Origin of the sequence: Saccharopolyspora indica (genome assembly GCF_027853965.1) — a bacterium.
In the GTDB taxonomy this organism is placed as follows: Bacteria; Actinomycetota; Actinomycetes; order Mycobacteriales; family Pseudonocardiaceae; genus Saccharopolyspora; species Saccharopolyspora indica.
In genome coordinates this window covers 485040-506416 of the sequence record NZ_JAQGLB010000003.1, presented here as the reverse complement: position 1 = coordinate 506416, position 21377 = coordinate 485040, and the positions used below count along the sequence as shown (strand labels likewise).

The following is a 21377-nucleotide window of genomic DNA, read 5'->3' as shown; positions in this document are numbered from 1 at the left end:
AGGCGGGTGAGGTACGAGTTCGTGGCGGAGGCCGCCACGGGCAGTGCGGACACTCAGCACACGCGCCACGGCCTCAGCCGACGTGTCACCGAGGCTCACGTTTTGACCGCGGTGGGAACCTGCCGTGCCGACCGGTCGGGGCACGATCGGCACGGCAGGAGCTGGAGCCGATGTCGCCAGAAGTAGCGCGCGAGGAGAACCCGGTCGCATTCCCCGTGCCTCCGTGATCGCAGTCGTGACCGCTTCTGGCTTTGCCGGCTGATGTGCTGGAACGGACGCTAAATGCGTCTGTCAGGGGGAACCGGGAGGATTTCTCTGGGTTCGGTATCTCTGGGACTGGAAAGTTGAACTCCGTGCGAGGGATGACCGACGACATGACCATCGGTGAGCGCGTGGCGTTCTACCGACAGCGGCGCGGCCTGACCCAGGCGGTGCTGGCCGGCCTGGTCGGGCGCAGCGAGGACTGGCTACGCAAGGTCGAGCACGCGGTGCTCCCGCTCGATCGGCTGTCCGTGCTGCGGCGACTGGCCTCCGCTCTGGATGTCTCCCTCGGTGATCTGATCGGTGAGCCGGTGCTGATGGCGTGGGCCGATGAGACCGGCCGCCGAACCGTTCCCGCGCTGCGAGTGGCCTTGATGGACCACCGGCAGTTCCTCACCGGCCCGCAGCCAGGAGAGCCGCCCAGCCTGACCGCCTTGGCATCGGAGATCGCCACGCAGTGGGGCGACTACCAGAACTCCCGCTACGCCCGCCTCACGCAACGACTCCCACTGCTCATCACCGATGCCCAAACCGCCTGCCAGCACTACGGACAGGGCAGCGACGACGGACTGGGTGCCCACGCATTGGCCGCCAGCGCACACCAACTGGCTACCGCGTTCCTGACCAAGCTCGGCGAGGCCGACCTGGCGTCGATCTCGGCCAGCCGCGGACTTGCCGAGGCCCACACCAGCGGCAACGACCTCGTGATCGGATCGCTGTACCGTTCCGTGGCCCACGCCTTGATCTCGATCGGAGAATTCGAACAAGCTGTCGCACTCACCCGCGCCGCCGCGGACCGCCTCGAACCCGGCCTCAGCCGCGCAACCCCCGAGTACCTGTCGGTGTACGGGACGCTGCACCTGGTCGGCGTGGTTGCCGCCTCCCGACGCGAAGACCGCACCGACACCACCGCGTTCCTCGCCGAGGCCGACCAGGCCGCGACCCGGCTCGGCCATGACGCCAACCATGTGTGGACCGCGTTCGGCCCCACCAACGTCAACATCCACCGGGTCACCGCGGCCATGGAACTGGGCGATGTCCAGGTCGCCGTCGACATCGGGCCCCGCATCGACACCAGCGCGCTGCCCATCGAACGCCGCGTCCGCCACGCTATTGAGACCGCACGCGCCTATGTCCGGTGGAACCGCACCGATGACGCCTTAGCACTGCTGCTCGAAACCGAGCGCTATGCCGCCGAACAGGTCCACTACCACCGGCTTTCCCGAATTCTGGTGCGGGAGATGATCCGGCTTCCCCGCGCTCCTACCCGGGCTATCGAGCTCGCCTACCGCATGGGTGTGCACGGTACCGACCCACGCCCGTAGAGTCCCCGGCATGGGAACCACCGAGCTTGCCCAGGACCTGCGAGCCGACGTCCAGCAGCTGTGGGACTACCACGACATGGGACACGCACCGCGCCGCTGCGACATCGGCATCGGCCTCGGCTCTCATGATCTGGGCGTCGCGATCCACACCGCCGAGCTGTACCGCCAGGGCATGTTCCCGCACATCGTGTTCACCGGTGCGAACGCACCCACGACCATCGAACGGTTCCCCCGCGGTGAGGCCGTCCACTACTGTGAAGAAGCGATCCGTCTCGGTGTGCCCGACGAGGCGATCACGATCGAGACCGAAGCGACCAACACCAGCGAGAACCTCACCAACACACGCCAAGTGCTTGCCGATGCCGGCAAGCAGCCTGCTTCCGTGATGCTGATCTCCCGGCCTTATCAGCAGCGCCGGGCCTACGCGACCTGCCGCAAGGTCTGGCCCGAAGTCGAGGTCGTGTGCTCCTCCCGACCACTGCCGCTCGACGAGTACATCGCCAGCATCGGCGACGTCAACCGAGTGATCAACATGCTCGTCGGCGACACGCAGAGGATCACCGCCTACGCCGAGCGGGGTTTCGCCATCCCGCAGGAGGTCCCGACTGAGGTCGACGCGGCCTACCACCGGCTCGTCGAGGCAGGCTACACAAGCCGCCTGATCTGACCCTGAGCCGGATTCGCCATGGCGTAGGATCAGCGGGGCTTGCTAACCCGTGACACCATACCGAGCCCGCGTGGGGCGTCGGTCCTTCCGGGCTTTATCGTGTGTGTCCCTGAGCTGGTCTCGGTGCTTCCGGCTTCTCACCGCGACGTTGCGTACGATTCGATTCACGAATCATTGGGGTTTCCCCATGGCAGAAACGCCATCCATGTCAGTAACTGGACCCGTTCTAGGGCTTCCTCGGGCGGGATCCGGTGCCTGGCGGCGACGGCAGTCCGGGCTGGATCCACCAGAGTCCACAGTAGGTTGTGGAAAAGGTGTGTATCAGTTTTTTCATCTAGTTTGGACAGTTGGTGGTCCGCTTCGCTCAACCAGTCGTCTGTGATGACTTCGCAGCGGTTCAAGCAGTCAACTAAGGTTGTGTTGGTGGGTTTTCGTCGACCTTGTACGAAGTGGCACATTGTACGTTCTGCACCCGCGTCGGTTTCCACCTGGAAGCAGAAGACTGCTTCGGGTGTCACTGGGCAGCGGGGGTGAGCGGCACCGGCTCCGGGCGGTACGGATTCGATGGCTTTGCGGATGAACGGGATGCGCAATGCATTCCCGAGCTCGGTACGCGCTCGCTCGTAGGGGCCGAGCGGCGGCGGATGCTCGATGTGTCCGAGGTGCGCTAACACCGTGGCGTAGTCGCGGGGAATCTCGATGGAGTGCGGAAGCAGCGCAATGGGGACCCCGACGGTGGAGGCTGCTGCCGCGATCTTGTCCTGAAGGATGGACATCAGCTTCAGGACGAGGTCGAGCGCTGTGTCTGGCAGGACGCTGAAGCAGTGCACGGTGTCATGTTCGGAGTCGTACCGGTCGAGACGTCCGATGCGTTGGCCGAGGGCTTGCGGGTTCCAGGGGAGGTCGTAGTTGATGAGGATGCTCGCCTGTTGAAGATTGTGTCCTTCGCCCAGTTGGTCGGTACCGATGAGCAGGTCGTAGAGGTCCTCGGGAGGGGTGCTCCGGACAGTGCCGTTCAGTCCCGCTGCCGTACGGGGGACGAAGTTGGCCAGAGTTCCCAGGAGGGCGTCCTTGGTCAGGGGATTCTCCGGCGCGGCCGTTGCAGTCCGGCCCTTATAGACCGTGAGGTCCGGGTCCACTTCTATCGCGGTCTCCAATTTGGCATGAAGATCGACAGCTGTCTTCCGAGAACAGGTCAGGATGAGGGTCTTCTCGCCGGGATGGTTCCTGGCAAGGTGGCGGAGAAGGTCATGCAGGACCGAGAACTTCGCATCGTCAGTGGTGGCGCGGCCAGCAGCTCGAGCCATCCACCTAAGTGAGTCTCGGTCATGGGTGAGGTCGGACTGGAGACGATCTGTTTCAAAGTCCGACGCTGGTTGCCGGTCAGCATCGTCGATCTGATTGATCAAGCGATCCAAGGCGTCGGCGGCCGTGTCATCGTCGCTGTCGAGCAGTTCCTCATCCATGATTCCCGTGGTGAACGCTTTGGTGAGTCGACGGCCCAGTTCGGGGCCGGGCGTGAGGACCCAACCTTGTTCGAGGTACTGCAGTAGCACCTCGATCCGGTTGGCGAGCCGCTGGGTGGTGCTCGCGAACGCCGCAGGTGATGATTCGAGCCGCTTGAGCAACATGCACTTGATGAACGGGGCCAGCGGGACGCGCTTGGCGCTCGTGCTTCGCCGGTACTCTTCGGTCCGGTACGCCGCGAGCGTCAGCGGTTGAACGCGGCGACGTGATCCACGAAGTTCACGAAGCTGTCGCTTAGCATCTGGCAGGGCTCCAGCGCCGAGCGCATCCAGGACGTCGCCCAGCATCCGCCGGTAGTCCGCGGTGAGACAGTAGTGGAGAGGTTTGTGATCCCGGTGCGGGAATCGCGTTGCGCTTTCCGGGTATGCCGAAGTGATCAGCGAGCGGCTACGACGCACCATTCGACGATCCAGTTCGCGGTAGAAGTTCTGCATAGCCTGATCGTTGGGCGCGTACTTCAAGGGATGCCGGCACACCGCGAACATCCGCCAGCCGGGGCCTGATCGGCCCTTCGAGCGCTGGGAGGTTGCCGCGTTGACAGGAGCCCAGTGCTTCTCAAGGTTCGGGTCTGCCAGGCATAGCAGCTCGTAGAGATCCAGGCAGCTGTTGTTCACCGGTGTGGCTGTGAGAAGCAGGATCCGCGGGCGTGGTTTCTGGCTTGCCAGGACCTTGCGCACAGCTGCGACGCGTTGACGCTCCGGGTTGCGCAAGTGGTGGGCCTCGTCACAGATAATCAAGCCGTAGTCGATCCATCGCTGGTCGCCGGAGTCCCGATCGCCGATCACCTCACGTACGAGCTTGTCGTAGCTGATGACGTTGAATGGGATCGGCCATTTCTGGAACGTGTCCGTCCACATCTGCTGCAGGTTCGCCGGGCAGACGATCAGAACGCGCCCCCAGTTGTGCTCCACTCCGTGCAGCGCAATCGCGAGGGCTTCGTCGGTCTTGCCCAGCCCAACGTCGTCGCACAGGAGGGCGCCGCCGAGTCTGTTGAGGATCTGCAGGGCCTTGGCGACGCCGTCGCGTTGCCAGCCGGTCAGCGGGAGCTGGGATTGGTGATCGACTTCATCGCCGAAGATGTGGTAGAGCATGGTCAGATAGATCAGTTCTGGCCGATAGGGGACGAATCTTCTGCGGATGATGCCCGCGAGGTCGTAGGGCACGGCCTCGTTCCACCACTCGTCGAGGTACTGCTGAGCGACTGGCGCGGCGGTTCGTTCGGTGCACGCGGCCATTTCGCGGTTCCACCGTGATCCGGAGAGCGTCAGGTTGGCCGATCCGATGACTGCTTCTCCCGTGTCCGGCAGGAGCAGTCCCTTGGCGTGCATCATCCGGCGTTCTTCACGGCGGCACTCGATGGCCCCGTCCTTGAGTAGGCTCGTGAGTTCCAGCAGTGCCATGCCGCGCTGTCGGGAGATTGGAATGTGGTTGATCTCCGCGTGCAGGGTCGTATCTGCCTTGTCCAGCAGGCTGGCGAGGTCGGGTTCGTGGCCAACACCTGGAAGTCCAATGAGGATGGTGACGTCGTCGGGTTGGCTCACTCCGCAGAGTAGCCTGATCGGAACGCGCGAATTATGGAGTTTGTGCAGTGCGGGAAGAATCTCAACCAGCCCTCGAACACTCACGAACCCGGTGAACAGCGTAATGGCGCTCCGCTTGCGCTTGGCGTAGGACTCCATCCACTTCATGAGTCCAACACTGATCGACGTGCTGGATTCATTGACGAGAACGAGTTCGTGCTCAACGTGTCGTGGCTCCTTCATCGCCCTGGTCCCCAGGGAGCGGAGGAGGTTGGTTCGGGGTCGTCTCGGAGTGGCCCGACATCGTCGAGGAAAGCCTCGATTCTCTGGGCCAGCAGCGGTGTTCGGTTCTCCTGGAGCCAGTCGGCCACGTCCTTCGGCTGAAGCTGACGAGGCGGCAGCAGCAAGCAGTGCGCGGCCAGTGCGTCATCGTCCGGTTTTAGTTCTTCGGCTGCCGCGTAGGTCCATCCTCCGTGGCTGGCGATGATCTCGAAGGTCGTGTCGGTCATGAACGTGTAGTGCGACATGAGTCCCGCAATGTGCTCCTCGCACAAGGGGCGTAGCCGCATGCGCGGGCTTGGATGCCAGAGGTCGTCCACCGCAAGGTCGCGCATCGTGCCGACGGGGTGTGCGCTCGTCATGGAGAACAGCGTCCCGTTCGTGCCGAAGCTCGTCTTCTGCTTCGGTGTAGGATGCAATCTTTCCTCCGTGTACGGAGCTGGCCGCCCCGGTGGAACCAGCGCAGCGATCCCAGCCTGGATCTGTTCATAGGAACCGCCGTTGAGCACGACGTTCAGCGTGTCGCGCGCAGTGCTCGGACGACCGAAGAACAGGTTGCCTGCGGCAATGTGCGCAATCCAGCGCATCGGGAACAGATCGGCGCTGGCGTGCGGCACTCGATCAAAGAGAGCCATGAGAATATCGACGACGCCTGGCGCGGAGATGACCTCGTCGTGCACGAGACCGTGTTCGTGCAAGTAGCGGATCACGACAGGGCAGACTTGGCGAACCCGCTTGGCTGCGTCTTCGACTGTCTCCGCGTCGGCTCGTACGGCGTTCAGCTTGCGCTGATCGGACGGCAGCATCAGCTGAAGAGCATTGTTGAGTCGCCTGCGGGTGAACGCCTTGCCCAGGTGCTGCGCTGCGGCCTCATCGAGTGCTGGGTCGATGTAGTTGCGGAGCAAGGGCCCGAAGCAGCTGGCCAACAGCGACAGCTCCAGCTCCTCCTGCTTCAGGGACAGCTGCGTCGCCCGGCTGTTGTGGCGCTTGAAGGCCAGGAAAGGATCATCAATGTCGTCGGGTAACCATTCCAGCAACAGCTGTGCGTTCAGGACGTCTGCGAGGAAGTGGTCGAACTCCAGTGCCGACGCGTCCGTCATGGGAAAGCCGGCCTTGGCGAGTGCTTCCGGGAGTGCCTTCTGCTCGCTGGCGACCAGCAGGTCTGCCAGTGACACCTGCGGCCCGCGGTGCCGGCCCTCGGCGATTACCACCTCGCCGCGACGATTCGTCGTCAGCATGACGCCCAACCGATCCCCTCCGCATGCGGCCCAACGATCAGCTGGCATCCAACCGGGGAGGGCCCCGAATGCAGCCAGCGTGCCAGCGCACCTCTGTTGGCCGTCGACAATCCACCACTTCGCCTCCGACCGGTCCCGATACCGGCCGGCCGCTGGCGATGCGCCACTAGCCGGTTCCCACAGCAGAAGGGAATTGATCGGAATCTTGCGGCGAAAGGAGTCGATCAGGTGCCGCACCCACATCACGTCTCGGTTGAAGATCCGTTGAAACTCCAGTACGTCGAACTGGCCCTCTTGAGCCAAGGTCATAAACTCGCGGACTGTCATCCGTTCCGGCTTGTCTGGCACCCTGCACCTCCAGGTCAGGTCGAACACGGTACGGCTCGGGGTCGACGTGCGGATAGAAACAAACGGCCTCACTCGAAAGTGGCGCGAGATTCATAAAAGTGACTGAGGGGTGGCATCAACGGTCACGCTAACAACGGTAAGGTAATCCAATACCACCGAACGAATGACGATGAAACGGGTCGAAGCGCGGCCTGTCGTCGAATTTTCAAGGTTGCCCGAACAGGCTTGTGGAGTGGATTCCTGGCCCCACGAGGTGAGCGGCGTGCATGAGCTCCTGGAGTGGTGAAGACCGTGTGCGCGACGTTTTGGGTGGTCGCGTCGTCGCGGCTGTGTGGTCCGTCGCGCCGATCTGGTCGGGGTGGGGTGGAGAGACGCGCAGGCTAGTGGAGTCGTGGTACCGGCTCTCCATTCGAGGTACGGCGACCTCCTCGCCGAGCGCAACACGCTGCTCGAGCGAATCCGTGTCGAGTCGGTTGGTCCGGCCGGGGTTTTGGTAGCGCGCACCTGGCGGATGGCCAAGGGGCTGTAACCGCCGCTTGCTGTGCCGCTAGTCGTTTGATTGAAACTGTTTTGTCAGTGCAAATTGAAATGAGTCTTCGGGGGCGTCGTGACGCGGCCGTGCCTTTATCGGCGTCCCATCGATGCCGCCAGGCCCGGTGACACCCCCCCCGGATCATGCGTTCGGCGGGGGAAAAGTCATGCCGGACGTGGAGACCAGGACTCCAAGATCAGAGCCACGAGAAGGTGCAGGGGAGTCAGCGCCAGGTCACCGCGTGCGTGGGGCCGAGTGTTGAACAGCAGGTTTTCTGGCGCCGAGTGGCGGTTTTGTTTGGTTGGGGTGGCGGGCCATAGATTCGGCCCATGACAGACACGGAGATCGCTGACGAAACCCACGAGGCGAGGGCCGCCCGGTTCCGCACCGAGGCCGCCGCTCGGGGCATTCCGGCCGCCGAGGTCGAAGCGCACATACGCACTGCCCGCCCCGCGATATACCTCGCTGCGGACGGCCCCGGCCCGGTAGTTGCGCTGACCGGAGGGAATCCACCGCTGCCCGAGGGCGCCCCGGCACCGACCGCCGCGTTCGTCGGGGCCGTCGACTGCGCTGCCCTGCCGCCCGGAGCGACGGACCTGCCGCTGCCCTCCGAGGGCCGACTGCTGTTCTTCGCAGATCCCGAGCCGGGCACTGGGGCGGTGGCCGCCGACGCTGTGCGCTACGTACCGGCCGGGACGCCGTCGGCGGAACACCTGGGCGCCCCGGATGACGGTGCGGGCACCTACCGCCGTGGACGACTGGACTTCTGCTTCCACCAGTGGTCGTGGCCTTGGCACGAGGAGGACGACGACGAGGAGTCGCAGCAGGCCGCGGAGCTGGAGTCCGCGTGGTCGCACGTGGTCGGCTGGCGTCCCCGCTGGCGGTTCCAGCTCGGTGGGGAGCCGGTCCTGTTCAACTGGGATCCGGTCGAGGCGGCCCAGGACGAGGTGCCGCTTCCCGCCGCGGACGACGAGTGGACGCTGCTGGCCACCTGGCGCGGTGACGACGACTGCGACGAGCTGGAGTCGGCCCTGTTCCACTGGGTGATTCGCCGGGCCGATCTGGCCGCGCTCCGCTTCGACCGGGTGTACGTGTACGTGGACGCCTTCTGATCGTCGAGGCGGTGGACGTCCGGCAAGTCCTCATCGGACTTCTGCGGAGGAGTGCTGGTCGCGGCCAGCCGACCAGCACGGTCACCTCGCAGCGGACGGCGAACTGGCAGCTCCCGAACCGCCGGTGCCGAAGAGTGGCCGATCAACGATCCGGTGCCTTCGACTGGGCGATGCGGTGGCGGCGCAGGCGGTTGGCGTTGCCCACCACCGACAGCGAGGACAGTGCCATCGCTGCGGCAGCCAGGATCGGCGACAGGCGCAGCCCTAGCACCGGGTATAGCGCACCGGCGGCGATGGGCACGCCGACTGCGTTGTAGATGAGCGCGAAGAACAGGTTCTGGCGGATGTTGCGCATGGTCGCCCGAGACAGGCGGATCGCGGTCGAAACGCCGCTCACCGAACCTGAGATGAGGGTGATGTCGGCGGATTCGATCGCGACGTCGGTCCCGGTGCCGATCGCCAGCCCCACGTCCGCGGCCGCCAGCGCCGGGGCGTCGTTGATGCCATCGCCGACCATGCCCACCCGGCGCCCTTCGGTTTGCAAGTGGCGGATCTCGTCGGCCTTGTGCTCCGGGAGCACCTCGGCGAGCACCCGGGAGATCCCCACCTGTCCGGCGATGGCCGTGGCCGTGCGCGCGTTGTCCCCGGTGATCATGACGGTCTCGATGCCGAGGCGGTGCAGGGCGGTGATCGCGGCTGCCGAGTCGTCCTTGACCGTGTCGGCCACCGCCAGCACACCAGCGGGCCGGCCGTCCAGCGCGGCCAGGATCGCGGTCTTGCCCTGCTTCGCGAACGCGGCAGCGGGCCGATCGAGCTCGTTGGTGTCGATTCCCGCTTCAGCCAGCAGCGTTCTGGTCCCGACCAGCACGGTGTGGCCCGCGGCCGTGGCGCGCACGCCCTTGCCCGTGATCGAGGTGAAGTTCGCTGCCGGTGGCACCGTTAAGTCCTGCCGCCGAGCCCCGGCCACGATCGCGGCCGCCAGCGGGTGTTCGCTGTCGGTCTCGGCGGCGGCGGCGAGGGCGAGCAGTTCCTGCTCGTCGTGGTCTCCGGTGACGTGGAGATCGGTGAGAGCTGGTGCGCCTCGGGTGATGGTGCCGGTCTTGTCCAGCACGACGGTGTCGAGCTTGTGCGCGGTCTCCAGCGCTTCGGCGGAGCGGATCAGGATCCCCGCTTTCGCGCCCTTGCCGGTGCCGACCATGATCGACAACGGGGTGGCCAGTCCCAGCGCGCAGGGGCAGGCGATGATCAGCACCGCCACCCCGGACACCAGAGCATTGGTTGCTGCCGGAGGCGGACCGGCGATGAACCATGCGGCGAAGGCGATGATCGCGATGACGATCACGGCAGGTACGAAGTAGGCGGAGGCGGCATCGGCCAGGCGCTGGATCGGTGCGCGGGAGGCTTGCGCGGCCTGCACCAGACGGATGATCTGGGCCAGCATCGTGTCCGCGCCGACCTTGGCCGCCCGCACCCGCAACGAACCGGTGCCGTTGAGGGTGGCGCCGATGACGGTGTCCCCGGAACGCTTGGTCGCCGGCATCGGCTCTCCGGTGACCATGGACTCGTCCACCGCTGAACCGCCGGAGAGCACGGTGGCGTCCACCGGGATCTTCTCCCCGGGCCGGATGAGGATCTCGTCGCCGACCACCACCTCCTCGAGCGGGATCTCGGCTTCGACTCCGTCACGGATCACGTGGGCGGTGCGGGCCTGCATGCCGAGCAGGTCGCGGATGGCCTCCCCGGTGCCGGCCTTGGCACGGGCCTCGAACAATCGACCGAGCAGAATCAGCGTCAGGATCACCCCGACGGCCTCGAAGTACACCTCCTGCGCCTCGGACGGGATCGCGCCAGGAGCGAGGGTGACGATGAGGCTGTAGCCGTAGGCCGCGACGGTGCCCAACGTGATGAGGCTGTTCATGTCGGCGTTGCGATGCGCCAGCGTCAGCCATCCGCTGCGATGGATCGGCCAGCCCACGTAGACCATCACCGGCGTGATCAGAGCCAGCTGCAGCCGCTGGTCGAGCAGCACCGCCGGCATCCAGCCGACGTGGAACAACTCGCTTGTCATGACCGCGAACAGCACCGGCATGGTCAACACCGCGCCCACGACCACCCGCCGGGTCAAGTCCTTGATCTCCGCTCGGCGCTCGGCAGCTTGCGCGGCCTCTTCCTCGGCCGCCCCCGCGCTGGTCACCACCGGGGCGGGGGCGGCTGGTCCGGCCCTCGTCGGTACCTCGCCATCGGCCTGTCCATCAGGCACCACCACGAGCTTGCCGTGGATCATGTTCATCCCGCAGGCGAACCCGAACGTCCCCGCTCGCGTGGGCATCAGGCGCACCGAGGTCCGCGTGAACGCGGGCAGTGCGGCCGTGACGCCGAGATCGGCAAATACCACGCGAGAGGTGCAGTCGCCCTCCTCCTGCCTGTTGAACACCAGCTCAACCGGCGTGTTCTGCCGGACCTGGATCGTCTCCGGCCGGTACCCACCCCTGACCGTCACCTCGACGCGTTGCACCCCGCCGACGAACTCGGCGGAATGGGCGTTCCGGGGCCCGAAGAAGTACCAGACCACTGCGCCCACGGCTGCCAAGGCGGCGACCAGCACGACCAAGTCGACAACAGACATGTAGGCCTTCCCCCGGGGCAACAGCACACCTGTCAACGAGCGACTCATGCGTCTCAAGACGCATCAGCACCTTCCACCGGCCAGGGAATGTGAACACCTGTCCGGGCCGTTCGCCTCTAATGGCGGACTCGGGACCCCCCAACACTAGGGATATACGCCCTGGAGGTACCCGTGAGGCGGCCCGTTCTGAACACAACACGCCAGAGCAATCGTGATCGGACATGCGGCGATGACCAGTTCGTCCGGACCTGAGCCCGGCACCGGCGGCAAGCACCGCGGGTGGTGGCACTGGACGATGATCGTCTGCTGCATCCCGATGCTGGCGATCGCCATCGCCCTGGTCGCCACCGGAGTGGTCAACGCCGGCTTCGTGCTCATCGCGGCCGGCTGCGTGCTGATGATGATCCTGATGATGTGGGGCATGACCGGCGGCAGCGAGAACTGATGCTGCCCGCCGGCCCCGCACGTACGGCCGGCACAGGCCTGCCGAGCTCTCCGCTGAGCCCTCTGACTCGACGTCGGCACTGCCTTCAAGTGCCGCGACGCGGAACGACTATTCGATTGCGGCGGTGGAAGCTGTCCTCGCCGCGCTCTGAGTTCGGTCGTGACCAACTCCTCTGGTTCTGGTCGAGGGGGTGCGAGACGGTTGCTCCGGGTGGTCTTCGAGGTGGGACATGACTAGTCGGAGGAGTTCGCTGGACCTCGCGAGTACGCCTGTGGTCGCTGTCCGGCCCGAGTTGGACGCGATGGGGGCGTTGTACGAGATGTACGCGCGGGAAGTCCATCATCTTGCCGTCGTGGCTGATGATGGGGCGGTGGGTTTGGTCAGCACGGCAGATCTGTTGCGGGGTATTGCTGCCTGGTACCCGAAGACGGTGGTGACCGTTGGTTCGTTGTGCTCGATGCCGGCGCCCGCGGTGGAGGCGTCTGATGGCATTGAAGTGGCTGCACAGAGCATGATCGACGCGCGGACCGACGGGGTTCTGGTCATGCGGAACGGGTGTGTTCGCGGGGTGCTCACCGCGGTTGATCTCGTCCGCAGCATCGCCCAGGGCCCTTCGGAACCGGGCGAACGTGTGGAGCACGAAGGGAGAGGGGACTGAGGGGTGTCCTTGGCGAAGCCCGGCGCGGTTCGGACGTCCTGCCGGTGCCAGGAGCTGATGGCAGAACCTCCAGGAGGGCAGGGAACGACGAATGCGGCGCGTGCTCGCGGGAATCGACGGTTCTGCGGAGTCGGTGACCGCTGCGACGTGGGCGGCGGCCGAAGCGGCCCTGCGCAGTGCGCCGCTGTGGCTGGTGACCGTGGAGGACTCGATCACCTCGCACGACTGGGCCGTGGTGCGCGGCGTCGTCGAGCGATGCCGCCGAGAACACCGCGGTATCGATGTGACCGGAGTTGTGATTCCCGGTTTCGCCGCAGATGCGCTGGTCCGGCAGTCCGCTGATGCGCAGCTGCTGGTCGTGGGCTCACGTGGCCGTGGCGCCTTCGGGGAAGCGTTGCTCGGTTCGGTGAGCCGGGCAGCGGTTGAAAGGGCGAGCTGTCCGGTGGTGGTTGTGCCGAGGCGCAGGACTGGTTCGGCCTTGGGGCCGGTGGTGTTCGGAGTGGCGGATCCGGCGTATCGGTCGGATGCCGTCCCGTTTGCCTTCGCCGAGGCCGCGATCCGGCGGACCTCGCTGCTCGGGGTGCACGTGTGGCAACCGATTGTCGGCAGGCATACCCGATCTGAGACCTCAGGTCCACTGTTGTCCACAGTGGATCATGCACGTAGCGCGGTGGCGGCATACCTCACCTGTTGGGCGGCCAGGTACCCGGAAGTCCAGCTCGGCATCGAGGTTCGTTGCGGCAATCCGGCCGAGGAGCTGAGCCGCGCGTCTGCGTCGGCGCAGCTGCTGGTGCTCGGACACCGCAGCACGGTACTCGGCTTCGGCTCGGTCGCCCACGGGGCACTGCACCGGGCGGACTGCCCGGTGGCCGTCGTCGCTGAAACTCACCACGGTGAGGACGCCGCCTTCTACAGCGGGCGAGGTGATGCGGGTGAACGAGACGCGGAACCAACCCCCTGACGACCTTCTCGCAAGGTGCTGCTCCCGGACGAGCAGCTGGCGGAGACCCGCGCTGCGCGGGGTCAACCCTGCCCAAGCCCGTCGATGAGCAGCTCGGCGGGTTCGCGGCGGGGTGCGGCGGAGGTGGTCGTCCCGTGCCCGATTCTCAGCAGTGCTTGCGGTGCCGCGTGCCCACCTAGGAGATCGTGGACTTCCTGACGGGTTTCCGGCAGTTCGAGGACTTGGGAGATCACCGAGGCGGCCAACCCGCGCGCAGTCGCGGTCAGCCACAGCCGCTGCAGAGCCTGTCCGGACTGCAGTTCGGCCTCCTGGTCGTCGGTGCGGCTGCACAGCAGGGCCAGCAGCGGGTGGGATTCGAACTTCGTTCCCGGTGCACGTTCGGTCTGACCGGCGGTGAAGTCACGGTTCACCCACTGGTCCTGGGTCCCCGGCTTGGGGCCGGCGGCGGACAACGGCACACCCTCGGAGCTGTCGTCACCACGGCCGACCCAGGCCGCCAGCTCAGCCAGGTATCGCTCGTCGGCCATCTGCACGCGGTGTGCCCGGTGCACCAGCCCTTCGAGCGTGCCCAGTTGCCCCGGAGGTACCACGTGCAACCAGGTGTTCTCCTCCTGCACGGCGTGGACGAGCTCGTGCCGGTCCTCGGTCGAGACCGGGGTGTCCTGGAACGGCTGCCGGTGGCTGTGCCGCAGGGGGATCGCCTCGCACAGCTGGACGTCACCGGGGCGCGGATGTTCGTGCCCGCCGCTGCGGATCTCCGCCAGCGCCGTGACTGCGCCCAGGTGCGGCAGCAGAGTCACCAGCGGGTGGACTCCCGCCTGCGCCAAGGCCAGCCGGAGATTGAACAGAGCGGCTCCGCACGCCAGCCGCAGTTCCCGGTCTTCCGGGTCCGCCACGGGCAATCTGCGCTTCGGGTCCGCGTGCAGTTCGATCAGGTGCGGCATGATCCGGAAACGCCAGGGCTGGCTGTTGTGCAGCGACGGGGCCATTCCGGCGAGCCGGACGACCTGTTCGACCTGGCAGTGGGTCAGACCAAATGCTGCGGGGAACGTCGTCGGCATCCTCACCTCCGCGGGCTCGATGTGCTCACGATGCCTGTTGTGCCGGCTCGTGGGGGAGGGCCCAATGACCTCGGTGGGGCTGCACTGGTGACGAAGTGCTCTGATCCGGCAGCGCTCATCTGCCGCAGCCTGGATCCGGCGTGGGAGGGGGTGTTCCGGATGGTGAAGAGCGTTCGCAGACCGGTGGTGGTGGGATACGACCTGGCCGCGCAGTCCCGCCGAGCGGTGTGGTGGGCGGCGCACGAGGCGTCCGGTCGCCGTTTGCCGTTGCAGCTGGTTCATGTGCTGACCTGGCCGTTCGAGAAGAGCGTCCCGGTTGTCGTGCCGGGTGAGGGCGATGTGCTGGAGCCGTTGCAGGACATGCTGCGGCGGGAACTCGGAGAGCTGGTCGCGGGTTGCCGGGAGATCGACGCGGAGCTCGAGGTGCGCGACGAGTTGCTGTTCGGGGATCCGGTCGAGATGTTGGCGGAGTTGTCGAGCGATGCTGAGCTGCTGGTGCTGGGCGGGCCGCGTGTCGAGGTCGAGATGGGGGTGCTGGGCTCTACTTCGGCGGAGCTGCTGACCCGTCGCAGCGGGGCTCCGGTGGTGGTGATTCGAGGCGCGGGCGAGCAGCCCGATTCGCGTCCCGTTGTGGTGGGCGTGGACGGGTCGGCGGCGAGCCGCAAGGCCATCGGATTCGCCTACGACTTCGCTTCGCGCCACGGCAATGTGCTGGTCGCGGTGCACGCGTGGAGCGACCTGCCGCTAGATCTTTTCACGTGGGTGCAGCACTGGGAACTGCCGTGGGCCGAGGTGCGCGAGGAAGCGATGGAAGTGCTCGCTTCGTGCCTGGCCGGTTGGGGCGAGCACTATCCCGATGTCAAGGTCCGGCGCGCGATCAGCCCGGAGAAACCCGCTGATGCATTAATCAGGGAAGCACAGGATGCGGCGCTGGTAGTGGTGGGCAGCCACGGCAGGGGGCTGTTCCGGCGCGCGCTGCTGGGCTCGGTGAGCCACGCTGTCGTGAACCGGGCCCGGTGCCCGGTCGCAATCATGCGAACTGGGTGAGCTTGTCACGAATCCGCCGCTGCGTCGCGGACTACGGCCACCGGGCACGGAGCGTGATGCAGCACGCCCGCCGCTACCGAGCCCAGCAGGAGCCCGGCGAACCCGCCGCGACCGCGGTGCCCGACGACCAGCAGACGAGCTCCTTCAGCCGCGGCGGCGAGTTCGGCCACCGGGTGCCCTCGCTGCGCGATCCTGTGAACCGGCACGTTCGGGTAAGCCTCGGCGCAACCGGACAGCTGCTCGGCGAGGCCGCGCAGCGCTTCGTCGCGTAGTTCGACCAGCTCGTGCTCCAACGGCGGCACGATGGGCGTGGGCTCCACGTACTCCCACACCTGCACGGCCAGGAGCTCGCACTCGTAGCGGGCTGCGGCATCGAGCGCGTAGCGCAGTGCGGCCCGGCTGCGCGGGGAGTTGTCCAGGCCGACCACCACCGGTCCGTCGCTGCGGTGGTCGCGGACGACCACGACCGGGCTCCGGGCGTGGGTGGCCACTTTGGCGCTGACCGATCCGAGCAGCGTCGCGGCCAGCGGGCCGCGCCCGCGTGAGCCGACCACGACCAGCTCCGCGGTGTCGGAGAGCTGGACCAGCACGTCCGCCGGGTCGCCGTGCACGACCCTCGCCGTCACCTCCAGGCCCGGTTGACGGGAGCTGAAGCGGCTCAGGATTGAGCTGACGGTTTCCCAGGCTTCGTCATCAGTCGACCGGTCCCCGGTGGCCATCACGATCTGCACCTGCTCGACCCGTCGGAGCTCGGCTTCCTCGACGGCCCACGTGGCAGCTGCCAGCGACCCTGTCGAGCTGTCCACCCCGACGACCACCTGCCCACCCGAATGCATGTCGACTCCCTGCCGCGGACGTACTGGGTGCACCTCGGGTACCCGGACCCGCACCGCCGCACGGGGCCGTTGGACTCTGATGTCGAGATCTACGTGCGGCCACCGTGAGACGTCGAGCGATGTCGCTGCTGCTCGCCGACCTCGATCGCCGCGTGCACGTGCTGAGCGACTTGGACGCAGGGCCCATCGGCTCTGTTCGACGCGCTCGTCGTTCGGGCATGCTTCTGGCGCAATGTTTCCGTGCTCGTCGGCCTGGAGGTTCCATGTTGCGGCGCCACGAACGGCGACTCTTCGACGCGATCGAGCTGCGGTTGCGCTCCGAGGACCCGGATTTCGCGCGCAGGATGGCCCAAACCCGCCTGATGGTGCGTGTCCTGGCATGGTTCACGCTGGGCCGAGCGCTCGGCTCGGTGGCGGCTTTCCTCGCACTGGTCTCCCTCGTCTTGGCCGAAGGCGCGGCGTTCCTGGTCGCCGGGAGCCTCGCTGCAGCACTGTTCGCGTGCTCCGGTCGGCGAGTTCGATCGGAGTGATGCGCGATGCTCAAGACAGAACACTGGTCGGTCGACATCGACCTCACGGAGGAAGACGACCGCACGTCCGCGAAAGCACGGCTGCGCACGCGAGACGCGACCGATCTTCAAGGCGCGGGTGTGGCCAAGCGAAACCCCGACGACACCAATGTGCCGGAGATCGGGGCCGAGCTGGCTGCGGCGCGCGCGTTGTTCGAGCTGGCCCACCACCTGCTGCGAGCGGCGACGACCGACGTGGAACAGCTGACCGGGGAACCGGCCCACCTGCACAGCTGACACCGCCTCCAGCGCTTGATCAAGTCGAGTCGCCCTGCCACAGCCGGTGTTCGAGCGAGAAGCGCGCGGTCTCGCCGGGGCCGAGCAGGACGGTCCGGTCGCCGCAGGCGCAGGTGATGGGTGGCCGGGCGGGGCCGGGCGCGGTGCGCACGGTGGCGGTGCGGCCGGTGACGGTGATGGCCAGAGGCTGGCCTCGGTAGCGGAGAGCCAGTTCGAGGTCGCCGAGCTCGGTCGGCCACTGCGGGTTGAGGCGCAGCGCGCCGTCGCGGACTTCGATGCCGGCGAAGCAGCGTTGGAGGAGGTCGATGCTGCCGGCCATGGCGGCGAGGTGGATGCCTTCGCTGGTGGTGCCGCGCTGGGTGTCGTGGATGTCGGCGGCGAGCACGTGGTCGAAGAACTCCAGCGCGCGGTGCCGGCGGCTGCGGGCGAGGACCCAGGCGTGCACGACCGCGCTGAGGGTCGAACCGTGGCTGGTGCGCTGGAGGTAGTACTCGATGTTGGCCGGGATCGTGTCGGCGGGCATCGGGTATCCGAGGCCTTCAAGAAGTCCGGCCAGTTCCTCGGCCGAGAGCAGGTAGAACAGCATGAGCACGTCGGCCTGCTTGGAAGCCTGGTAGCGGTTGGGGTCGTCGCCCTCGGCTTCGAGGATGCGGTCCAGCCGGTGGATGTCGCCGTAGCGGCGCCGGTAGCCGTCCCAGTCGAGCTCGGCGAGCTGGTCGTAGCCCTCGAACTGGCTGATGATGCCGTTGCCGTGGAAGGGCACGTACATCCGCTGCGCGATCCGCTTCCACCGGTCGAGCTCGCCGTGCCGCAGGTCGAGCTGCTCGACGAGCTCGTGGCGCCGTTCGGTGGGCAGTTCGCGGAGGACTTCCGCGGCGGTGCGGCACAGCCAGGCCGTCATGACGTTGGTGTAGGCGTTGTTGTCGATGCCCGGGGATTCCCGCCCGGGGTAGCCGGTGTGGTACTCGTCCGGGCCGACCACGCCGCGGATCACGTAGCGGTCCCGGCTGCGGTCGTAGCGGGCCAGCGCGGCGAAGAACCGGGTGATTTCCAGCAGCATCTCCGCGCCGTGCTCGCTGAGGAACTCGTCGTCACCGGTGGCCCGGTGGTAGTGGTGGATGTTGTGGGCGATGGCGATGCCGACGTGGCGCTGCAGGTGGGTGCGGTCGGGCAGCCAGCGTCCGGAGCGCGGGTTGAGGTGCAGCCGCTGGCTTTCCTCTCGGCCGTTGCTGCCGCTCTGCCACGGGAACATCGCGCCGGTCAGGCCTGCCTCGGTGGCGGCGCGGCGTGCCCGGTCGAGCCTGCGGTAGCGGTACATCAGCAGTGCTCGGGCCAACCGGGGACGGCGCAGGGTGAGGGTGGGCAGCACGAACAGCTCGTCCCAGAACACGTGCCCGCGGTAGGCCTCGCCGTGCAGCCCGCGAGCGGGTACTCCGACGTCGAGATCGCTGCTGTTGGGCGAGATCGTCTGCAACAGGTGGAACAGGTGCAACCGAACTGCTCGCTGAGCTTCCTCGCTCATCGACAGCCCGCAGTGGAATTCGCGGTGCAGCCTGGCCCACGCCAGGGTGTGCGACCGGCACAGATCGTCGAAGCCAGGAGCGCAGAGCACCTCGTCCACGGCTTCGATGACCGGTTCGGAAGTGGCCGAGTCGCGCGAGGTGCGCAGTGCGGTGATCTTCTCGATCCGGGCTTCGGATCGTTGGTCGAGGCCGATGGTGATGTCGTGGGCGATCAGGTCGTCCTGCTGGACCAGCGTGTGCGCGGCGTCGACCGGCTCGCCATCCACGAACACCTGTGCGCGCGCGGCTTCGGCGACGCGAACGCGCGACTGGGACGTCCGCGCGTGCAGCACCACGGTGTCCGGTGCGGACTGGAAGGTGTGGTGGTCGGTGAGGTGCTGGGCGTTGAGCGCGCGGTAGCGGGCGACGCCGCTGTTGGTCACGCGCCCGTCGATGCCGCAGCGGAATGTGACGTGCCCGGACCAGTCTTCGGCGACCAGCGTGGTGTCAAGCCCGGCGAGGTGCTGCTCGGCCATGTGCACGAACCTGCGCTGCACGACCCTGGTGCTGCGCCCGTGCTCATCGCGGAAGCGCAGGCGGCGCACCAGGATTCCGCGTTCGAGGTCGAGCTCCTGCTCGTGGTCGAGCACCTCGACCTGCTGGAGGTCGAGCCACCGGCCGTCGTCGATCCGGAAGGTCAGCAGCAGCCAGTTCGGCATGTTGACCAGCGACTCGTCGATCGAGTCCCGGCCCGAGATCTCCGTGGTGAGCCGGTTGTAGCAGCCCGCGACGTAGGTGCCGGGGTAGTGCACGTCGTCGGCGACGGACTCCGGGGCGGCGCCGCGGGTGGCGAAGTAGCCGTTGCCCAGCGTGCACAGCGCTTCGCGACGGCCCTCGTCGTCCGGGTCGAAGCCCTGGAAGCCGAACTGCCAGACGCTCATGGCGCGGGTCGTCTCGTGGTCGGGGTCGCGATGCGGGTAAGCAGATCGATCAACGCGCGCGTGCCGTCGACGCTGCAGTGAGCCCAGGTCGGGCGGTCGCCGTGTTCGGCGCTGACCACGACGATGCCGAGCCCGTCCTCGTGGACCTCGCGCAGCGCGTCCTCGTCGGTGTAGTCGTCGCCGGCGAACACCGGAACGAGCTCGGGGCCTGTGAGTCCAGCTCGCTCCAGCAGCCAGCGCACCGCCCGGCCCTTGTTCCAGTCGATGTCGGGCAGCAGTTCGACCACCTTGCGGCCGTGCGCCATCCGCAGTCCGGGAAGCTCTGCACCGACCTGCCGGGTGGCTGAGATCACTCGGTCGACCTCATCCGGCCGGACGTTGCGGTAGTGCACGGCGAGCGCGAAGCGCTTGCGGTCGACCAGCGCCCCGGCCACCGGTGCCAGCTCGGCGGACAAGCGCTGTTCCGCGACGTCGAGAGCGGGCAGCGCGGCCTCGCCCGCTTCCTGCGCGATCGGCACGTCACCGGGCCCGGCCAGCTCGAACCCGTGGCTGCCCGCGCACCACACGCCCTCGACCCGAACCCGGCCGCGCACATCGCTGAGATCGCGGCCGCTGATCACGGCCACCGGGCACCGGCGGGCGAGGTCCTGCAGCGCCGTCCGGGTCCGCACCGACAGCGAGACCTTCGCCGGGTCCTTGCGGATCGGTGCGAGGGTGCCGTCGAAGTCCAGCAGCAGCACCGGACGACGATCCCGCAACCGGGAGCTGATCTCGTTCCAGTGCACGAGCCCGTCGGGGACCTCGGACAGCCGCCGCTGCCCGGGGAACGCGATGGCCACCTCGTCCAGGCTGGACACCACCACGTCCGCCCCGGCGGCGGCCAGCCGGCTCGGCAGACCTGCCCGGTCGACGCCGAGCACCAGCGCGAATCCACCAGCACGGGCCGCCGCCACACCCGCTTCGGCGTCTTCCACGACTGCGGTCTGAGACGGTGGGACGCCCAGCCGCCGGGCGGCTTCGAGGAAGAGCGCGGGATCGGGTTTGCCGGGCAGTTTCAGTTCCGCCGCAACCACGCCGTCGACGCGGACGCCGAACAGCTGCTCGATGCCCGCGCGTTCGAGCACGCGGGCGCAATTGCGGCTGGCGGAGATCACGGCCGTCTCGACGTGGTGCCGGCGCAGCGACTCGACGAGTGAGATGGCATCGGCGAACACCTCCGCGCCCTGCTCGTCGAGAGCGCGCAGGAAGTGCTCATCCTTGAGCTTGCCCAGTCCGTGGGCGGTCTCTCTACCGGCTTCATCACCCACGTCGCCGCGGGGCAGACAGATTCCGCGGGAGTGCAAGAAGTCCAGGACGCCGTCGACGCGAGACTTGCCGTCGACGTGGTGCCGGTAGTCGTCATCGGTGAACGGGCGGTGGTCCTCCGGCGGAGCCGGGGAACGCTCGGCCAGGTACTGGTCGAACAAGACCTTCCACGCCGCGGAGTGCAGACGCGCGGTGTTGGTCAGCACTCCGTCCATGTCGAACAGCACAGCGCGGTGGACGTGGGGATCGATGCTGGTTGCGACCATGGCGGCTCCACACCTTGAATCGGCGTGCTCGCGGAGTACCCACAGTGCTGGAAGAGCAGGCGGGCTCTATCGTCGCTACCGAGGTGGAGCGCGCTTCTCCCGAGCGGAATCGGG

At 67.1% G+C, this 21377-nt stretch carries 16 protein-coding genes; 9 read left to right on the top strand and 7 right to left on the bottom strand.

Annotated features, from left to right (window positions below; genetic code table 11):
- Positions 1-362 precede the first annotated feature (362 nt).
- Together OU416_RS09695 and OU416_RS09690 are read left to right on the top strand one after the other, a co-directional pair.
- Entirely contained in the window at positions 363-1586 is a 1224-nt protein-coding gene (locus OU416_RS09695) for a helix-turn-helix domain-containing protein (RefSeq protein ID WP_270926535.1), read from the top strand.
- Positions 1587-1596: 10 nt separating this feature from the next.
- Positions 1597-2253: a YdcF family protein gene (locus OU416_RS09690; RefSeq protein WP_270926534.1), complete on the top strand. Its 657-nt coding sequence runs from the start codon at positions 1597-1599 to the stop codon at positions 2251-2253.
- 164 nt (positions 2254-2417) lie between these two features.
- Here OU416_RS09690 and OU416_RS09685 read toward each other — a convergent pair whose 3' ends face one another.
- Both OU416_RS09685 and OU416_RS09680 read right to left on the bottom strand, forming a co-directional pair.
- Entirely contained in the window at positions 2418-5468 is a 3051-nt protein-coding gene (locus tag OU416_RS09685; RefSeq protein ID WP_270926533.1) for an SNF2-related protein, read from the bottom strand.
- Between the two features lie 71 nt (positions 5469-5539).
- Positions 5540-7165: a DUF262 domain-containing protein gene (locus OU416_RS09680; RefSeq protein WP_270926532.1), complete on the bottom strand. Its 1626-nt coding sequence runs from the start codon at positions 7163-7165 to the stop codon at positions 5540-5542.
- Between the two features lie 861 nt (positions 7166-8026).
- Between OU416_RS09680 and OU416_RS09675 the strand changes: the two genes are divergently transcribed.
- Positions 8027-8809: a DUF1963 domain-containing protein gene (locus tag OU416_RS09675; RefSeq protein ID WP_270926531.1), complete on the top strand. Its 783-nt coding sequence runs from the start codon at positions 8027-8029 to the stop codon at positions 8807-8809.
- A 142-nt stretch (positions 8810-8951) separates the two neighbouring features.
- Here OU416_RS09675 and OU416_RS09670 read toward each other — a convergent pair whose 3' ends face one another.
- The gene (locus OU416_RS09670; protein WP_270926530.1) at positions 8952-11435 is read right to left on the bottom strand and encodes a heavy metal translocating P-type ATPase; all 2484 of its coding nucleotides are present in this window, start codon (positions 11433-11435) and stop codon (positions 8952-8954) included.
- A gap of 229 nt (positions 11436-11664) precedes the next feature.
- Between OU416_RS09670 and OU416_RS09665 the strand changes: the two genes are divergently transcribed.
- The 3 genes from OU416_RS09665 (at position 11665) to OU416_RS09655 (ending at position 13499) form a co-directional block, all read left to right on the top strand.
- On the top strand, positions 11665-11880 hold the full coding sequence (locus OU416_RS09665; protein ID WP_270926529.1) for a hypothetical protein: 216 nt from the start codon (positions 11665-11667) through the stop codon (positions 11878-11880).
- A 229-nt stretch (positions 11881-12109) separates the two neighbouring features.
- Complete coding sequence (locus OU416_RS09660; protein ID WP_270926528.1) at positions 12110-12538, top strand: CBS domain-containing protein; 429 nt, start codon at positions 12110-12112, stop codon at positions 12536-12538.
- Between the two features lie 91 nt (positions 12539-12629).
- Entirely contained in the window at positions 12630-13499 is an 870-nt protein-coding gene (locus tag OU416_RS09655) for a universal stress protein (protein ID WP_270926527.1), read from the top strand.
- Between the two features lie 62 nt (positions 13500-13561).
- Here the strand turns inward: OU416_RS09655 and OU416_RS09650 are convergent, their stop codons facing one another.
- Positions 13562-14560: an Acg family FMN-binding oxidoreductase gene (locus OU416_RS09650; protein WP_270926526.1), complete on the bottom strand. Its 999-nt coding sequence runs from the start codon at positions 14558-14560 to the stop codon at positions 13562-13564.
- Positions 14561-14719: 159 nt separating this feature from the next.
- Here OU416_RS09650 and OU416_RS09645 point away from each other — a divergent pair, with 159 nt between their 5' ends.
- On the top strand, positions 14720-15607 hold the full coding sequence (locus OU416_RS09645) for a universal stress protein (protein WP_270926525.1): 888 nt from the start codon (positions 14720-14722) through the stop codon (positions 15605-15607).
- Positions 15608-15612: 5 nt separating this feature from the next.
- On the opposite strand, the gene OU416_RS09640 is transcribed toward OU416_RS09645, so the two are convergent.
- Positions 15613-16443: a universal stress protein gene (locus OU416_RS09640; protein ID WP_270926524.1), complete on the bottom strand. Its 831-nt coding sequence runs from the start codon at positions 16441-16443 to the stop codon at positions 15613-15615.
- A gap of 119 nt (positions 16444-16562) precedes the next feature.
- Between OU416_RS09640 and OU416_RS09635 the strand changes: the two genes are divergently transcribed.
- Entirely contained in the window at positions 16563-16973 is a 411-nt protein-coding gene (locus OU416_RS09635; RefSeq protein ID WP_270926523.1) for a DUF3040 domain-containing protein, read from the top strand.
- 6 nt (positions 16974-16979) lie between these two features.
- Positions 16980-17249 (top strand): DUF1876 domain-containing protein, encoded by a 270-nt coding sequence (locus OU416_RS09630; RefSeq protein ID WP_270926522.1) that lies wholly within the window; start codon positions 16980-16982, stop codon positions 17247-17249.
- A gap of 19 nt (positions 17250-17268) precedes the next feature.
- Here the strand turns inward: OU416_RS09630 and OU416_RS09625 are convergent, their stop codons facing one another.
- Positions 17269-19692: a glycoside hydrolase family 65 protein gene (locus OU416_RS09625; RefSeq protein ID WP_270926521.1), complete on the bottom strand. Its 2424-nt coding sequence runs from the start codon at positions 19690-19692 to the stop codon at positions 17269-17271.
- Positions 19689-21263, bottom strand: a complete 1575-nt coding sequence (gene otsB / locus OU416_RS09620) for a trehalose-phosphatase (RefSeq protein ID WP_270926520.1) — start codon at positions 21261-21263, stop codon at positions 19689-19691. Before otsB ends, OU416_RS09625 begins: the two co-directional genes overlap by 4 nt.
- Positions 21264-21377 lie beyond the last annotated feature (114 nt).

Excerpts from the sequence above, each read along its gene's own strand:
- OU416_RS09685 (WP_270926533.1), bottom strand. The coding sequence starts at position 5,468 with ATGAAGTGGATGGAGTCCTACGCCAAGCGCAAGCGGAGCGCCATTACG.
- OU416_RS09675 (WP_270926531.1), top strand. The coding sequence starts at position 8,027 with ATGACAGACACGGAGATCGCTGACGAAACCCACGAGGCGAGGGCCGCC.
- OU416_RS09695 (WP_270926535.1), top strand. The coding sequence starts at position 363 with ATGACCGACGACATGACCATCGGTGAGCGCGTGGCGTTCTACCGACAG.
- OU416_RS09670 (WP_270926530.1), bottom strand. The coding sequence starts at position 11,435 with ATGTCTGTTGTCGACTTGGTCGTGCTGGTCGCCGCCTTGGCAGCCGTG.
- OU416_RS09635 (WP_270926523.1), top strand. The coding sequence starts at position 16,563 with ATGTCGCTGCTGCTCGCCGACCTCGATCGCCGCGTGCACGTGCTGAGC.
- OU416_RS09650 (WP_270926526.1), bottom strand. The coding sequence starts at position 14,560 with ATGCCGACGACGTTCCCCGCAGCATTTGGTCTGACCCACTGCCAGGTC.
- OU416_RS09630 (WP_270926522.1), top strand. The coding sequence starts at position 16,980 with ATGCTCAAGACAGAACACTGGTCGGTCGACATCGACCTCACGGAGGAA.
- OU416_RS09690 (WP_270926534.1), top strand. The coding sequence starts at position 1,597 with ATGGGAACCACCGAGCTTGCCCAGGACCTGCGAGCCGACGTCCAGCAG.
- OU416_RS09660 (WP_270926528.1), top strand. The coding sequence starts at position 12,110 with ATGACTAGTCGGAGGAGTTCGCTGGACCTCGCGAGTACGCCTGTGGTC.
- OU416_RS09625 (WP_270926521.1), bottom strand. The coding sequence starts at position 19,692 with ATGAGCGTCTGGCAGTTCGGCTTCCAGGGCTTCGACCCGGACGACGAG.
- OU416_RS09665 (WP_270926529.1), top strand. The coding sequence starts at position 11,665 with ATGACCAGTTCGTCCGGACCTGAGCCCGGCACCGGCGGCAAGCACCGC.
- otsB (WP_270926520.1), bottom strand. The coding sequence starts at position 21,263 with ATGGTCGCAACCAGCATCGATCCCCACGTCCACCGCGCTGTGCTGTTC.
- OU416_RS09640 (WP_270926524.1), bottom strand. The coding sequence starts at position 16,443 with ATGCATTCGGGTGGGCAGGTGGTCGTCGGGGTGGACAGCTCGACAGGG.
- OU416_RS09645 (WP_270926525.1), top strand. The coding sequence starts at position 14,720 with ATGGTGAAGAGCGTTCGCAGACCGGTGGTGGTGGGATACGACCTGGCC.
- OU416_RS09655 (WP_270926527.1), top strand. The coding sequence starts at position 12,630 with ATGCGGCGCGTGCTCGCGGGAATCGACGGTTCTGCGGAGTCGGTGACC.